The 14,925-nt window shown below is 64.7% G+C and carries 13 protein-coding genes; 8 read left to right on the top strand and 5 right to left on the bottom strand.

Features of this window, described 5'->3' with window-relative positions; all coding sequences use genetic code 11:
• Window positions 1-7: 7 nt before the first annotated feature.
• The 4 genes from AC0L2F_RS02690 to AC0L2F_RS02675 form a co-directional block, all read right to left on the bottom strand.
• Complete coding sequence (locus AC0L2F_RS02690) at window positions 8-1,693, bottom strand: long-chain-fatty-acid--CoA ligase (protein WP_473247378.1); 1,686 nt, start codon at window positions 1,691-1,693, stop codon at window positions 8-10.
• 191 nt (window positions 1,694-1,884) lie between these two features.
• Window positions 1,885-3,345: a D-alanyl-D-alanine carboxypeptidase family protein gene (locus AC0L2F_RS02685; RefSeq protein ID WP_473247377.1), complete on the bottom strand. Its 1,461-nt coding sequence runs from the start codon at window positions 3,343-3,345 to the stop codon at window positions 1,885-1,887.
• 213 nt (window positions 3,346-3,558) lie between these two features.
• Window positions 3,559-5,355, bottom strand: coding sequence for a glucan ABC transporter ATP-binding protein/ permease (locus AC0L2F_RS02680; protein ID WP_007615389.1), 1,797 nt, complete (start codon window positions 5,353-5,355; stop codon window positions 3,559-3,561).
• A gap of 89 nt (window positions 5,356-5,444) precedes the next feature.
• On the bottom strand, window positions 5,445-6,491 hold the full coding sequence (locus AC0L2F_RS02675) for an ABC transporter substrate-binding protein (RefSeq protein ID WP_007615388.1): 1,047 nt from the start codon (window positions 6,489-6,491) through the stop codon (window positions 5,445-5,447).
• 226 nt (window positions 6,492-6,717) lie between these two features.
• Between AC0L2F_RS02675 and AC0L2F_RS02670 the strand changes: the two genes are divergently transcribed.
• The 7 genes from AC0L2F_RS02670 to AC0L2F_RS02640 all read left to right on the top strand — a co-directional run bounded on the left by AC0L2F_RS02670 (window position 6,718) and on the right by AC0L2F_RS02640 (window position 12,194).
• Window positions 6,718-7,074: a hypothetical protein gene (locus tag AC0L2F_RS02670; RefSeq protein WP_007615387.1), complete on the top strand. Its 357-nt coding sequence runs from the start codon at window positions 6,718-6,720 to the stop codon at window positions 7,072-7,074.
• Between the two features lie 117 nt (window positions 7,075-7,191).
• The gene (hisE, locus tag AC0L2F_RS02665) at window positions 7,192-7,596 is read left to right on the top strand and encodes a phosphoribosyl-ATP diphosphatase (RefSeq protein ID WP_007615386.1); all 405 of its coding nucleotides are present in this window, start codon (window positions 7,192-7,194) and stop codon (window positions 7,594-7,596) included.
• 45 nt (window positions 7,597-7,641) lie between these two features.
• Window positions 7,642-8,244 (top strand): YqaA family protein, encoded by a 603-nt coding sequence (locus AC0L2F_RS02660; RefSeq protein ID WP_007615385.1) that lies wholly within the window; start codon window positions 7,642-7,644, stop codon window positions 8,242-8,244.
• Between the two features lie 47 nt (window positions 8,245-8,291).
• Window positions 8,292-8,828, top strand: coding sequence for a hypothetical protein (locus tag AC0L2F_RS02655; RefSeq protein WP_473247376.1), 537 nt, complete (start codon window positions 8,292-8,294; stop codon window positions 8,826-8,828).
• Window positions 8,829-8,859: 31 nt separating this feature from the next.
• Window positions 8,860-10,260, top strand: a complete 1,401-nt coding sequence (locus tag AC0L2F_RS02650; protein ID WP_007597482.1) for an aspartate ammonia-lyase — start codon at window positions 8,860-8,862, stop codon at window positions 10,258-10,260.
• Between the two features lie 149 nt (window positions 10,261-10,409).
• Window positions 10,410-11,378 (top strand): NAD(P)H-dependent flavin oxidoreductase, encoded by a 969-nt coding sequence (locus AC0L2F_RS02645; protein WP_007615379.1) that lies wholly within the window; start codon window positions 10,410-10,412, stop codon window positions 11,376-11,378.
• Between the two features lie 42 nt (window positions 11,379-11,420).
• A complete protein-coding gene (locus AC0L2F_RS02640; protein WP_473247375.1) occupies window positions 11,421-12,194 on the top strand; it encodes a thioesterase family protein in 774 nt (257 codons plus the stop codon).
• A 37-nt stretch (window positions 12,195-12,231) separates the two neighbouring features.
• Here the strand turns inward: AC0L2F_RS02640 and AC0L2F_RS02635 are convergent, their stop codons facing one another.
• Window positions 12,232-13,794: an AMP-binding protein gene (locus AC0L2F_RS02635; protein WP_007615375.1), complete on the bottom strand. Its 1,563-nt coding sequence runs from the start codon at window positions 13,792-13,794 to the stop codon at window positions 12,232-12,234.
• Window positions 13,795-13,902: 108 nt separating this feature from the next.
• On the opposite strand from AC0L2F_RS02635, the gene AC0L2F_RS02630 reads away from it, so the two are divergent.
• On the top strand, window positions 13,903-14,877 hold the full coding sequence (locus AC0L2F_RS02630) for an NAD(P)H-dependent flavin oxidoreductase (RefSeq protein ID WP_473247374.1): 975 nt from the start codon (window positions 13,903-13,905) through the stop codon (window positions 14,875-14,877).
• Window positions 14,878-14,925 lie beyond the last annotated feature (48 nt).

Raw genomic sequence — 14,925 nt, 5'->3', positions numbered from 1 at the left:
GAGGCGCTTACGCCGCCTCCGCCTTCTTCTCGTCGCGCAGCTGCCGGCGCAGAATCTTGCCGACATTGGTCTTGGGCAGGTCGGTGCGGAATTCGATGTGCTTGGGCACCTTGTAGCCCGTCAGCTGCTCCTGGCAGAACTTGACCAGGGCCTCCGCCGTGAGGTTCGGGTCCTTCTTGACCACGAACGCCTTCACGGCCTCTCCCGACTTGGAATCGGGAATGCCGATGACGGCGCATTCGAGCACCCCCGGGTTGCTCGCGATCACTTCCTCGACCTCGTTCGGATAGACGTTGAAGCCGGAGACCAGGATCATGTCCTTCTTGCGGTCGACGATCTTGGTGTATCCCTTCTCGTCCATGATGCCGATGTCGCCGGTGCGGAAATAGCCGTCCGCGGTCATCACCTTGGCGGTCTCCTCCGGCCTGTTCCAGTAGCCCGACATCACCTGCGGGCCCTTGGCGCAGATCTCGCCGGGCTGGCCGAGCGGCACCTCGTTGCCGTCGTCGTCGCGGATGGAGATCCAGGTCGAGGGCACGGGGATGCCGATGGTGCCGTTGAACTCCGGATTGGTCGTGGTGTTGCAGGTCAGCGTCGGAGATGTCTCCGACAGGCCGTAGCCTTCGGCGATGGAGCAGCCCGTGATGGCCTTCCACTGCTCGGCGACGGGGCGCTGCACCGCCATGCCACCACCGTTCGAGATCTTCAGCTTGGAGAAGTCGAGCTTCTTGAAGTCGGGATGATGCATCAAGCCGTTGTAGAGCGTGTTCACGGCCGGGAAGTTGTTGACTTGGTACTTCGCCAATTCCTTGATGAAGCCCGGGATGTCGCGTGGATTGGGGATCAGGAGATTGCAGCCGCCGGCGCGCACCGCGAGCAGGTAGCAGGCCGTCAGCGCGAAGATATGATAGAGCGGCAGCGCGCAGACGACCATGAGTTGATCGACATGCGGCGGCGCGGCCATCGCCGGCTGCAGCCAGGCGTCGTTCTGCAAGACGTTGGCGACGATGTTGCGATGAAGCAGGGTGGCCCCCTTGGACACGCCGGTGGTGCCGCCGGTATATTGCAGGAAGGCGACGTCGCCGGGCGACAGCTTGGGCTTGTTGAACATCATGCCGCGGCCGGCGGAGATCGCGTCGTTGAAGGACACCGCGCCCGGCAGCGACCAGGCCGGCACCATTTTCTTGACGCGGCGGACGACCAGATTGACGATCACGCCCTTGAAGCCGAGCAGGTCGCCCATGCTGCCGACGATGACGTGCTTGACTTGCGTCTTCGCGATCACCTGCTCGACGGTGTGGGCGAAATTCTCCAGCACGATGATGGCTTCGGCGCCGGAATCCTTGAGCTGGTGCTCGAGCTCGCGCGGCGTGTAGAGCGGATTGACATTGACCACCGCGAAACCGGCGCGCAGCACGGCCGCGGTCGCGACCGGATATTGCAGCACGTTCGGCATCATGATCGCGACGCGGGCGCCGCGTTGCAGGCCCCGCCCTTGCAGGTAGGACGCCATCGCCAGCGACATCTGATCGAGGTCGCGATAGCTGATCGACTTGTCCATGCAGATGAACGCCTTGCGGTCGGCGAACTTGGCGAAGCTCTCCTCCAGGAGGTCGACCAGCGATGAATATTGCGTCGGCTCGATATCGGCGGGGACGCCGGGCGGATATTGCTTAAGCCAGATGCGCTCCATGGAAACTCCCCTCATTGACCAGAGCCCGTTGTGTCTCGGGCTTGCCTCATTGCCGTCAGTATCGAGCCTGCGGGAACGGGTGGCAAGCGGTCGAGGCTTAAGACAAACGTCAGGGAGTGGCTACCGGAATCCTCGCAAATGGCGCTGCCGCAACTGCGAAGCGCGGCGCGGGTCTCGCCTCGCGTCGGCCCTTAACTGTTGTTGGCCGGCTTGGCGGGCTTGGTCGCGGCTTTGGGCTTGGCGGGCTTGGCCGCTGGCTCGCCGCTCACCGCGGGCTTTGCCACTGCATCGGGCTTGGCTGCGGCATGCTTGTTGCCGGCCGGCTTGGCTGCGGACTTGCCGTCGGCCGGCTTTGCGGCAGCCGCCGGCTTGGCATCGGACTTCGCCGCCGCCGTCTTGGAATCCTTCGGCTTGTCTGCTGGCTTGTCTGCCGCGTCGGGCTTTTTGGCGACGCGCGACTTCTTGCCACGCGGCTTTGGCGTGGCCTGCTGGTCGGCATCGGCCGCGACCGCCGCGATCAGGGCGGTCCCGGTGCGGGTCGGACCGGTATAGACCAGCACGGGCTCGGCCGCCGCCGGGGCCGAGGCCATCAGCTCGGAGGCCTTCACCAGGGGCGGCTGCAGCCCGGCCGTGAAGAAGGTGACCTGGGCTTCGCCGCCGGTGGCCGAGGCCGATCCGGACGTGCCGCCATTGGTCGCGATCAGTGCGTCGTCATCGTCGCTGGCCGGCCGCTTGCGATGGCCGCCGCACATGTCGTCTCGCAGGTTCGGCGGCGAGGCGTCGACCGGCACCAGCCTGTCGACGGTGCCGAGCGAGGGGCGGAGCCAGGTGAGATTGTCTTGCGAGAAGCCGCGCTCCAGCAGCTGCGCCGCCTTCACCGCGCGCGCCGTCCCGGAGCTGGCGCCCAGCACGACGGCGATCAGCCGGCGGCCGTTGCGGGTGGCCGATGCGACCAGGTTGTAGCCGGAGGCGCAGATGAAGCCGGTCTTGAAACCGTCGGCGCCGGGATAGCGGCCGATCAGCTTGTTGAAATTGCCGGTGACGCGCTTGCCGAAGCGGATTGCCGGAATGTGCACGAAGTACTCGTACTCGGGCAGATCGCGCAGGAACGAGCGCGCCAGAATGCCGAGATCCCGCGCGGAGGTGATCTGTCCGTCGGCGGGCAGGCCGTTCGGATTGACGTAGCTCGTCTGCGTCATGCCGAGCTTCTGCGCGGTGTCGTTCATCAGCGCCGAGAAACCGTCGATCGAACCGCCGACGCCTTCGGCGAGCACGACGGCAATATCGTTCGCCGACTTCACCATCATCATCTTGAGCGCGTTGTCGACGGTAAGCTGCGTTCCCGGGCGAAACCCCATCTTCGAAGGCGACTGCGAGGCTGCCGTCGGCGACACCGTGAGCAGTGTGTCGAGTGTGAGCTTGCCGTCCTTGACCGCCTTCAGCGTCACATAGGCGGTCATGATCTTGGTGACGGAAGCCGGATACCAGGGAATGGTCGCGTTTTCCGCCTGCAACACCTTGCCGCTATCGGCCTCGATCAGGAGCAGCGCTTCCGCGCTCGCCGCGCGCGGCGCGAGCAATGCGCCGCATGCGAGTGCCGCGGCGAGCAGGTTGAACAGGGATTGACGAAGCAGCGGGCGAAGAGCGTGCACTATCCGATTCCGGTCCTTGGAGACCCGCCGGTTCCGGTCGGCTCTCGTGATCTGATGTTCGGTTCTGAATCCAGCGCCGCCGCTTGCGGCGCCGCAAACCTATACCGGCTCGTGCGTCGGGAATAGGGGCATCAGCGGGGTATTCCGCAATGAAATGGGCCGAATTTCGACGGTACTATGGGGACTTGCCAAGGCGACTTGCCAACGCGACTGCTAAGGCGACTTGGCGGCCGTCGCGGCAGCCTCGGCCGCTGTCACGCTGGCCCGTGCGTTCTCCTGAACCATGAACTGGGCCCTGGCGAGGTCGGCGAAATGGCCGCCTTTGGCCACGAGTTCGTCGAAAGTTCCGCTTTCGATCACACGCCCGTTCTCGAACACCAGGATCCGCGTGGCATTGCGGATGGTGGAGAGACGGTGGGCGATCACGAAGGTGGTGCGGCCTTTCATCACTTCGTCGAGAGCGGTATTCACCTTGGCCTCGGTGACGGCGTCGAGTGCGCTGGTCGCCTCGTCCAGGATCAGGATCGGCGGATCCTTCAGCAGTGCACGCGCGATCGACAGCCGCTGGCGCTCCCCGCCGGACAGCATGCGGCCGCGCTCGCCAGCATTGGTCTCGAAGCCGCCGCTGCGCTCGATGAATTCGAGCGCTTGCGCACGCTCCGCCGCCTTGCGCATCTCGGCCTCGGTGGCGTCCGGCTTGCCGACGCGCAAATTCTCCGCGATCGAGCGGTTGAACAGCAGCGCCTCCTGAAAGACCACGCCGATGTTCCGCCGCAACGATGTCAGCGTGATCCCGCGTACGTCCATGCCGTCGATCCTGATGAAGCCGGACTGCGGATCGAACGCGCGGTGCAGCAGCGCAATCGCGGTCGACTTGCCGGCACCGGTTGCGCCGACCAGCGCGATGGTCTGGCCGGGAAGCGCGGTGAAGGAGAGGTCCTCGACCGCCGGCCGCTTGCCGTCATAGGAGAAGGTGACGTCGTTGAATTCGACGAGGCCGGAGAGCCGACCCGCATCGATCGCGTCGTGCCGGTCGTGCACCGCAGGCACCGCATCGAGCACGTTGAAGAACTCGCGCAGGCGCGGGGCTTCCATGAACACGTTGTTGATGAAGCTCACGACCTGCTCCAACTTCTGGATCAGAAGCGTCGCGAAGCTCACGAACATCACGATGTCGCCGACCGAGGTCAGCCCCTGGTCGTGCAGCGCGATGCCGAAAGTGAAGATCGCGAGCACGGTGATCGTGGTGGAGGCGCGCGTGATGACGGTGACGAGTGCCCACCACGACAGCACCGGCATTTGCGCCGCTAGCAACTGGTCGGCGACGGAGCGCAGGCCCTTCACCTCGGATTCGACGCGGACGAAACTCTGCACCAGCGCGACGTTGCCAAGGGCGTCGGACGCGCGCGCGGAGAGCTCGCTGTAGTGCTCCTCCACTTCCATCTGCATGCCGAAGGTTCTGCGCACCACGAAGGTGGTCAGCGCGGTGAAGACGATGCAGAGCACGAACAGCAGGATTGCAAGCCGCCAGTTCAGGTAGAGCGACAGCGGCAGCAGCACCACGACCGAGAGGATGGCGGCAAAATGCTCGCGGAAGAAGCCCAGCCACAGCCGCCACAATGCATCGGTGCCGTTGAGCATGACCTTCATCAGCCGGCCCGAATGGGTGCCGGAATGGAAGGTCAGCGGCAGTTGCAGGATGTGCTCGAAATAGTCCGTCAGGACCGCCTGCCGCTGGCGGTGGGAGAGACGGTCGGCCTGCAACGCCACGAGCGCGCTGCAGGCGATGGTGAACAGCCCGAACGCGACCCATGCAACCAGGAACGGCCAGGCCGAGTTGGAGCCTGCGACCGTTTTGCCGGAGAGCACGTCGACGATCCGGCCGAACAGCACCGGCTCGGCGAATTGCGAGCCCGCAAGCAGGAGATTGACGACCGCGAGCAGCCAGCCCAGCCGTGCCTCTTTGCCGAGCAGCTCGAGAACGCGGGTGTAGAGGCGGAGAATGGGCATCGGCGAGGAGCTCGGGCGGCTGGAACGGAGTGAGCGCATACTCTAATCAGGGATCGCCTGTGAGATATAGCGGAAGCTGTCGGTTTTGCTCAGTTGATCAGCCGCCCTGCGACTGGCGGCAAGAACCCGCCGTCGAAGATGTCGCCCGCCACCGGCCGTTTGCGGAATTTGAAATCCTGCCCGATCTGGTCGATCGAGCGGTCCATGCGCGCCGGGTCGATGTCGCCGAGGCCGTTGCGACGGACCTCGTCGGTCAGGATGTTGTCGACGAGGACGGTGCGCAGGCGCTCCAGCTCAAGATCGCGGTCGCCGCCGTCGATGCGGCTCGCGGCCTCGTCCGCCGCACGCGCGGGGTCCTTGACGGTCGCGTTGATGCCGGCGATCAATGCGCGGATGAATCCTTTCACGGTGTCCGGCTTGGACGCGGCGAAGGCCGGGTTGACCACGACGGCAAAGCCATAGGCCTCGCAACCATAATCGGCATAGCGAAGCGCGACGAGATCACCGCCTGGTACGCCGCGGTCGCGCAGGTTCACTGCCGAGAGATAGCTGAAGCCGGCGACGGCATCGACCTGTCCCGCGGAGAGGATCGGCTCGCGCACCGCGGCGCTGATCTTGTGGAATTTCACGTGAGCCGTGTCGATGCCGTTCTGCTGCGCCAGTGCCGGCCACAGCCGCATCGACAGATCGCTATCGGCAACGCCGACGGTCTTGCCGTCCAGGTCGGGCAGGAGGTGGATGCCGCGGCTCCTGCGGGCGACGATCGCGTAGGGCGCGCGGTTGAACAGCACGAATACCGCCCTGACCGGTGTCGCATCCTTGTCGCGGAAGCGGATCAGCTCGTTGATGTCTACGAGCCCGAGCTCGCTATCGCCCTTGGCGACGCGCGCAAGCGCCTCCGGCGATCCGGCCGCGCTGCTGAAGGAGACGTTGAGACGTTCGGCGCCGAAGCTGCCGTCCTTTGCGGCAAGAAAGAACGGCGCCATGCTCGCATCGATCGGGCGGTCGAAGGTGAAGTGGATCGCAATGGAAGGCGCGGGGGTTTCGGCCGCCGAGACATCGCGCGCCGTCAGCGAGGCAAGCGAGATTGCAGCGGCGAGCAGGCCGCGAAGAGCGGTTGTCGTGAATTCGAACATCAGTCGCGCCGGTCCGGTGTTGTGATGGCTTGGTGACGCTCGGAGCGCCGGCTGGCGACAAGCTTGTCCGCGCCAACATGAACGGCGGATGAGCGGCGGTTGCGTCACGATCACGCAACCCCGTTCAGCTTGTGTTTAGCTTGGGGAACCCAACATGGGATGTGGGTGTTTGAAAGGCATGAGCCTGTCGTCAGGCACCATTCGGGTCCCAAGGAGGGTCCAGACAATGTTCGACAGATTTTCGAGATTTGCCGGCCGCAAGGCCGTTCTCGCTTCCGCCGCGGTGCTGGCGCTGACCGCAATGACCCCGACCGCTTCACAAGCAGGCGGCCGTCACTGGCATGGCGGTGGCGGCGGAGCCGCGGCCGCCGCAGCCTTTGCCGGCATCGTCGGTACCGGTCTTGCGATCGCCGCAAGCCGTAACGCCTACGCCTATGACAGCGGTCCGGGCTATTATTACGGCGGCGGCCCGGTCTACTACAGCAACCCCGGCTACTACTACGGCCCGGGCTATCCGCAAGAGCGCTATGGTGGGTACAACAACGTTTGCGCCCACGGCTATTCCGGCTACAGTTGCTATTGACCGATCCGCCCTGGGCCACCGACCAACAGGCTGTCGCGCTTGCCGCGGCGGCCTGTTTTCTGCTTTTATTGCCGTGTGTTAACACGCTTACAATGTGTTTCGAGTAGTTTGCGTACCATGAGTGATTCGCTTGAGCGGCTATATCTGGCTGTGCTCGCGGCCAGGGATCTTGATCCGGCAACATCGCGCACCGCGCGGCTGTTTCAGCGCGGTCCATCCAAAATGGCGAAGAAGCTGGCCGAAGAGGCGATCGAGGTCGTTATCGACGCGGTCAACGGCGATAGCGAAGCCGTGATCCGGGAAAGCGCCGATCTACTCTACAATCTGACCGTGCTCTGGGCCTCGGCCGGCGTACGCCCCGAGGACGTCTGGCGCGAGATGGCGCGGCGTGAAGACATGCTCGGCATCGCCGAGAAGCTGCCGAAGTCGGCGATGAAGCTGCCCAAAGTTGCGTCACCGCGGGTCGCCGCCAGGCGGCCTATCGTCGCGCTCGAAGGCCGCACCGCGCGCAAGCGCCACTAGTATTGGTACAAATCGGTCCCATCTCGGCATGGACAAATCCGTCCCATGGTGCTTCATCGCGGCGCCATGCTGAAACGTATCTACGACTGGTGCATCGACGCCGCTCACAAGCCTTACGCGCTCTGGATCATGGGCGCCGTGGCTTTCGCTGAAAGCTCCTTCTTTCCCGTCCCCCCGGACGTGATGCTGATCCCGATGTCACTGGCGCGTCCGCAGCGCGCCTGGGTCTATGCGGCGATCTGCACTGCGACATCGGTGCTGGGTGGCCTGTTGGGCTACGCCATTGGTGCGCTGCTCTTCGACTCGGTCGGCCATTGGCTGATCGAGGTCTATGGTCTCGGCGGCAAGGTCGACGCCTTCCGCGCCTCCTATGCCGAATGGGGCGCCGTGATCATCCTGCTCAAGGGCCTGACACCGATCCCCTACAAGCTCGTGACCATCACGTCCGGCTTTGCCGGCTACAATATCGGGCTCTTCATCCTGTGCTCGATCGTGGCGCGTGGCGGGCGCTTCTTTATCGTGGCGATCCTGCTCAACCGCTACGGCGACTGGATCCGGATCAAGATCGAGAAGCATCTCGGACTGGTGGTGGCAATCGGCGCCGCGGTGCTCGTGCTCGGCTTTGTCGTCGCAATCAAATTGATCTAACCCGAAGGCGCTTTGCCGCCGCGCCTCGTTCGGCTACGGTTGCCGTCATGATGCTTCGATCCGGCAATCCGGTCCTGCGGCTGGGCACGCTGATATTTTCGGTGCTGTCGGTCCTGCTCGCTGCCGGCGGTAGCGGATGGCCGCAATCTGCGCCGCCGGCGCTCGGCTTGCAGGAGCAAGGACCGCAGGCCGCACCGGCGCCCTCGACAGCTCCTTCGTCGCCGCCGGCGCATGAGGAAAATCCCGGGCTGATCAACGAAATGGGCAAGCTGTTCGACAAGCTGCCCTCGATCCTGCCGTCGATCAAAAGCCCGAGCGAGACCATGAACGATTTGTCGCGCCTGGCGAAGCCATCGACCATGGTGTCGGGACGCGTGGCCTGTCCGGCCTCGTCGAACGGCGCGCCCGACTGCAAGCTCGCCGCCGACAAACTCTGCCAGAGCAAGGGCTACACGGAAGGCAAGAGCCTGAATGCCGACTCCGCGGAAAAGTGCTCGGCCAAGGTTCTGATTCCGGGCAGGCAACGCAAACCGGATGACTGCCGCACCGATACCTTCGTCACCAGCGCGCTGTGCCGGAACTGAGGACGCCGCGCGAGCTAAGCAAGGAGCGCCCATGAGCCGCACGGAGCAGGACTTCCTCGGACAGCGTGAGATCGCCGACGACATCTATTACGGCGTCCAGACCATCCGCGGGAAGGAGAACTTCCACATCACCGGCATTCCGATGAACCAGGAGCCTTACTTCGTGAAGGCGCTTGGTTACGTCAAGAAGGCCGCCGCCATGGCCAACCGCGATCTCGGCGCGGTAGACACCAAAGTCGCGGAAGCCATCATCGTGGGCTGCGATCGCGTCATCGCCGGCGATATGATGGACCAGTTCGTCACCGACTTCATCCAGGGCGGGGCCGGCACCTCCACCAACATGAACGCCAACGAGGTGATCGCCAATCTCGCGCTGGAATCGCTCGGCTTTGCCAAGGGCGATTACCAGCACGTCAGCCCCAACGATCACGTCAATTACGGCCAGTCGACCAACGACACCTATCCGACCGCCTTTCGGCTGGCGCTGATCCTGCGGCTGGAGAGCTACATGACGGCGCTGCGCCAACTCCAGGAGGCGTTCTTCGCCAAGGGCAGGGAGTTCGAGCGCGTGCTGAAGATGGGCCGCACACATCTCCAGGACGCCGTGCCGATGTCGCTCGGCGCAGAATTCCGCGGCTGGGGCACCACCATGGGCGAGGAGGTCGATCGCATCTCCGAAGCACGGGCGCTGCTGCGCGAGATCAATCTCGGGGCGACCGCGATCGGCACCTCCGTCACCGCGGCGCACGGCTATCCCAAGCTCGCGGTCCGGCATTTGAGCGCGCTCACCGGCGTCGACTTCATCCTTGCGGGCGACCTCGTCGAGGCGACCTCCGACACCGGCGCCTACGTGCAATTGTCCGGCGTGCTCAAGCGTACCGCGAGCAAGCTGACGAAAATCTGCAACGACATCCGCCTGCTGGCTTCAGGCCCGCGCGCCGGCTTCAACGAGATCAACCTGCCGCAGCTCCAGCCGGGCTCGTCGATCATGCCGGGCAAGGTCAATCCCGTCATTCCCGAGGTCGTCAACCAGACCAGCTTCCTCGTGATCGGGCTCGATACCACGGTGACGCTCGCGGCGTCCGCGGGTCAGCTCCAGCTCAACGTGATGGAGCCGGTGATCTCGTTCGCGCTGTTCTTCTCGATTCGCACCATGGAGCGCGCGGTCAACAGCCTGCGCGAGAATTGCGTCGTGGGCATCACTGCCAACGAGGAGCATACCCGCAACATGGTGCTGAATTCGTTGGGTATCGTAACGGTGCTGAAGCCGCTGCTCGGCTACAAGCAATGCGCCGAGATCGCGCGCGAGGGCTACAAGAGCGGCAAGTCGCTGCACCAGATCGTCGTGGTCGAACGCAAGCTGTTGACACAGGAAAAATGGGACGAGATGTTCTCGTTCGAGCGGTTGATCAATCCGGATTTGCTTGCGTGATGTCGTCGGTCCGCGCTGAATTCCGTCCGTTGGAATTGCGGTAACGCCGTCCTCCACGGCGCCAAAACGCAATACTTGACAGTGGAAAGATTGCCTTGTTGGTATGGCTCCCAACGTCGATGTGACCGCCAACAGAGGATCGTCTCGCAATGTCCATGCCTGCCTTGTTTAGGGGACGCCTGTCGATCCCGGTGATCGGTTCGCCGCTCTTCATCATCTCGGTGCCCGATCTCGTGATCGCACAGTGCAAGGCGGGCGTGGTCGGCTCGTTTCCGTCGCTGAACGCGCGGCCGCCGGAGCTGCTCGACGAGTGGCTGGCGCGGATCACCGAAGAGCTCGCGGCCTATGACCGCGCGCATCCGGACAAGCCGTCGGCGCCATTCGCGGTCAACCAGATCGTGCACAAGTCGAACAACCGGCTCGATCACGACATGCAGCTTTGCGCCAAGTACAAGGTGCCGATGATCATCTCCTCGCTCGGCGCACGCGAGGAGCTGAACCAGGCCGTGCACGGCTGGGGCGGCATCGTCTTCCACGATGTGATCAACCAGAAATTCGCGCACAAGGCGATCGAGAAGGGCGCCGACGGCCTGATCCTGGTCGCGGCCGGCGCCGGCGGCCATGCCGGCACGATCTCGCCGTTGGCGTTCGTCGCCGAAACACGAAAATGGTTCGACGGTCCGATCGCACTGTCGGGCGCGATCGGCAACGGCAAGGCGATCCGCGCCGCGCGCATTCTCGGCGCCGACTTTGCCTATATCGGCTCGGCCTTCATCGCCACCAAGGAAGCCAATGCGGTCGAGAAGTACAAGGAGATGATCGCGGGCGCGACGGCCGACGACATCGTCTATTCCAACCTGTTCACCGGCGTGCACGGCAACTATCTGAAGCCGTCGATTCTCGCCGCCGGTATGGATCCGGAGAACCTGCCGACCTCCGATCCCTCGAAGATGAACTTCGGCACCGACGCCTCCGGCGAGCGCGCCAAGCCAAAGGCCTGGAAGGAAATCTGGGGTTCGGGCCAGGGCGTCGGCAGCATCGACGGCATCGTGCCCGCCGCCGAAATGATCGCGCGCTTCAAGAAGGAATACGACGAGGCGGTCGATCCGCCGCTGTGAGCTTAGTCGTGCTGAACTCCGCACATGCACCACGGAGAAACGATGACCCCCATCTACCGCGTCGACGGCGACAGCGTCGTCACCAGCCCGGAGGCCGCGGGGCCGTGGGACCGGCGTATGCAGCACGGTTCGGCGCCGGCCTCGCTGGTGACGTGGGCGGCTGAGCGCATTCCGACGCCAGTTGCAATGGACATCGCGCGCGTCACCATCGACCTGATGCGCCCGGTGCCGGTGGCACCACTCACGATCGCGACCGAGATCTTGCGCGAGGGCCGCAAGATCCAGCTCTGCGGGGTCAAGCTGCTCGCCGACGGCGTACAGGTGGTCGGCGCCACCGTGCTCAAGATCAAGCGCCAGGCGCTGACGCTGCCCGAGGACATCAAGCCATTGCCGGTTACGCTGCCTTCGCCGGAGGACTCGCTGCTCGAGGACGGTCATGCCGCCACTAGCCCGTTCGTGCGATCGGTGTCGATGCGCGCCGCGCGCGGCCGCTTCGGGCAAGCCGGCGCCGGCGCGATCTGGTTTCGCGTCGACCATCCCCTGATCGCAGGCGAACCGCTCTCGCAGGCGATGCGCGCCGTGGTCGCGGCCGATTTTTCCAACGGCACCGCCTCGTCGCTCGATTTCCGCGCCTGGACCTACATCAACGCTGACCTCACAGTGAGCTTTGCGCGCCAGCCGGTCGGCGAATGGATCCTGCTCGACGGTGATTCCTGGATCGGTCCCGATGGCGCTGGGCTTGCGATGTCGCGGCTCGCCGACCGGCAGGGCTATTTCGGCCGCGCCGTGCAGAGCCTGGTGATCGAGAAGCGGTGAGGGGCGGCGTGAGACTGCGTGCCGTCCCGGGCAGGAACTACCCCACCATACGGTCCCGCCCGCTCCAGAATTCCGCGCGCAGCACTTTCTTGTCGACCTTGCCGACGCCGGTCATCGGCAAGTGCCTGACGAACTTGATCTGCTTGGGCGCGTGAGCCGAGCCCTTTCGCGTCCTCACCATGTTGATCAGCTCATCGGCATCGGGCTTAGCGCCCTCACGCGGCACGACGACGGCGGTGACGGCTTCGCCCCATTTCTCGTCGGGGATGCCGACGACCGCGACCATGGCTACGTCCGCATGCTGCGACAGCACGTCCTCGACCTCGCGCGGAAAGATGTTGAAGCCGCCGGAGACGATCATGTCCTTCTTGCGGTCAAGAATGAACATGTAGCCGCGATCGTCCTTGCGAGCGATGTCGCCAGTGTGCACCCAGCCGTTCTTCAGCGTCTCGGCGGTGATGTCCGGCCGCTTCCAGTACTCCGCCATTGCGTGCGGTGCGCGCACGCAGATCTCACCGGCTTCGCCCGTGTTCACCTCCTGATCGTTGTCGTCGAGGATCTTGACCTCGCACGCCGCGATCGGGAAACCGCATGACAGGAACAGCTCCGGCCTGTTGGGATCGTGATCCGCCTTGCGCAGCACCGAGATTGGATAGCATTCGGTCTGGCCGTAGAGCTGCGAGAACACCGGCCCGATGCGCTCGATGCCCTCGATCAGGCGGCTCGGCGACATCGCGGAGGCGCCGTAGAGCACCAGCTCGAGCGAGGAGAGATCGGTCCTGCTCAATGCGGGATGATCGAGCAGAACATAGATCATGGTCGGCACGAACAGCGTGAAGTTGATGCGCTCGCGCGCGATCGTCGCCAGCACCGCCTCGGGATCAAAACCCTTCAGCATGTGTACGGTGCCACCGCGCATCAAGGTTGGCAGCACCTTCGTGCCGGCGACATGGCTGATCGGTGCTACCGCGAGGTAGCGCGCGCCATCGGGGATCTCGAAGTCGGCAAGGATCGCGGCCGCGGCCCCGGCATTTTCGCGGTGGTAGCGCAACGCGCCCTTCGATTTTCCGGTCGTGCCACCTGTGTAATTCAGCGTGGAGAGATCGTCGGGGCCGGCGAGGCAATGCGCGCTGGCATGGCCTTCGATTTCGATCGCCTGCAAGAGGTCGACGCCATACTCGGCCGGTCCCATGGTGAAGACCGCCTTGAGCCAGCCCGCCTGTGCGGCGAGTTCGCCGCCGCGATCGCGGAAAGCGGCCGCATCGACCACCAGCACCTCGGCCTCGGCATCCTCGAGCTGGAACATCTGGTCTCCCCGCGATCCCAAAGGATGCAGCCAGGTGACGCAGAGCCGCGACAATTGCGCGGCGACGCCGGCGCACCAGGTGTCGGCGCGGTTCGCCGTGAGGAAAGCGACCCGCGCGCCGGGCTGCAATCCAAGCCGCATGAACACGCCCTGGATGCGCCCGATCAGGTCGGTGGTGCCCTGATAGCTCAGCGATCCGCCCGGCCACGCGAACGCGGTTCGGCCCGGATAGCGCGACAGCGCCCGCAGCGCCTGCGCGCAAGTCGGGGACGATGCATGGAGCGGATCGGACATATGTTTCCTCGCTGCTTTGTCATCGGCTTCTGGCGTGCCAATGTTTACCGCGACGCTAGCACAGGGCATGCGGGATGGAACGACTAAGCCCGCGCGAGGGAGGCATGCGTGACGTCAGACCGGCTGCAACATTTCCACGGTCGTCTCGCCCTGCCGCTGATTGCCGCGCCGATGTTTCTGGTGTCGGGCGTCGAGCTCATGGTCGCGGCCTGCCGCAACGGCGTGATCGGCAGCTTCCCCACCGTGAATTGCCGCAGCACCGAACAACTCGATGAATGGCTCACCGACATCGAAGCGCGGCTGCTGCTGAATGAAGATCAAACCGGCCGCAAGGCCGCGCCGCTGTGCCCAAATCTGATCGTGCACCGCTCCAATGCACGGCTGGAGCAGGATCTCGCCGTGTTGCTGCACCACAGGCCGGAGATCGTCATCACCTCGGTCGGCTCGCCCGCGCCGGTGCTCAAGCCGCTGCACGACGCCGGCACATTGGTGCTTGCGGATGTTGCCTCGATCCGCCACGCCGAACGCGCGGCGGAAGCAGGTGCCGACGGGCTCGTGCTGCTTACTGCGGGCGCGGGCGGGCAGACCGGCTGGCTCAACCCGTTCGCCTTCGTCCGCGCGGTGCGCGCGTTCTACGACGGCATCATCGTGCTCGCGGGGGGCATCAGCGACGGCCACGCATTGCGCGCGGCCGAAGTGCTCGGCTGCGATCTCGGCTACATGGGCACGAAGTTCATCGCGACGCGCGAGAGCATGGCGGATGAACGTCACAAGCAAATGCTGGTCGACGGCAGCGCGGACGACATCTTGCTGACCACCGCGTTCACGGGCCTGCAGACCAGCATGCTCAAACCGTCGATCGCCGCGGCCGGTCTTGACCCCGACGATCTGCCGGCGCGCGGTGCCATCGACATCGGCAAGGACATCGACGTCAACGCGCGCGAGAGCCGCCCCAAGCGCTGGCGCGATATCTGGAGCGGCGGGCATTCGATATCGGGTGTGACCGAAGTGATGGAGGTCAACGATCTCGTCGCGCGGACGGTCGCCGAGTATCGAGAGGCGGGTGGCCGCCTCTCCCCGTAAAAACGCGGAGACTGACAGCGCCCGTCGCCTCCATCACAGTTAATCGAG

Source organism: Bradyrhizobium sp. Ken64 (assembly GCF_055807555.1).
The sequence above is the reverse complement of the archived record's forward strand: the minus strand, read 5'-3'. Positions and strand labels throughout refer to the sequence as shown.

What these genes read in the sequence shown, in the direction of transcription:
- AC0L2F_RS02655 (WP_473247376.1), top strand. Translation starts at nt 8,292, where the DNA reads ATGATGCTTCGATCCGGCAATCCGGTCCTGCGGCTGGGCACGCTGATA.
- AC0L2F_RS02650 (WP_007597482.1), top strand. Translation starts at nt 8,860, where the DNA reads ATGAGCCGCACGGAGCAGGACTTCCTCGGACAGCGTGAGATCGCCGAC.
- AC0L2F_RS02680 (WP_007615389.1), bottom strand. Translation starts at nt 5,355, where the DNA reads ATGCCCATTCTCCGCCTCTACACCCGCGTTCTCGAGCTGCTCGGCAAA.
- AC0L2F_RS02690 (WP_473247378.1), bottom strand. Translation starts at nt 1,693, where the DNA reads ATGGAGCGCATCTGGCTTAAGCAATATCCGCCCGGCGTCCCCGCCGAT.
- AC0L2F_RS02660 (WP_007615385.1), top strand. Translation starts at nt 7,642, where the DNA reads ATGGTGCTTCATCGCGGCGCCATGCTGAAACGTATCTACGACTGGTGC.
- AC0L2F_RS02675 (WP_007615388.1), bottom strand. Translation starts at nt 6,491, where the DNA reads ATGTTCGAATTCACGACAACCGCTCTTCGCGGCCTGCTCGCCGCTGCA.
- AC0L2F_RS02645 (WP_007615379.1), top strand. Translation starts at nt 10,410, where the DNA reads ATGTCCATGCCTGCCTTGTTTAGGGGACGCCTGTCGATCCCGGTGATC.
- AC0L2F_RS02640 (WP_473247375.1), top strand. Translation starts at nt 11,421, where the DNA reads ATGACCCCCATCTACCGCGTCGACGGCGACAGCGTCGTCACCAGCCCG.
- hisE (WP_007615386.1), top strand. Translation starts at nt 7,192, where the DNA reads ATGAGTGATTCGCTTGAGCGGCTATATCTGGCTGTGCTCGCGGCCAGG.
- AC0L2F_RS02635 (WP_007615375.1), bottom strand. Translation starts at nt 13,794, where the DNA reads ATGTCCGATCCGCTCCATGCATCGTCCCCGACTTGCGCGCAGGCGCTG.
- AC0L2F_RS02670 (WP_007615387.1), top strand. Translation starts at nt 6,718, where the DNA reads ATGTTCGACAGATTTTCGAGATTTGCCGGCCGCAAGGCCGTTCTCGCT.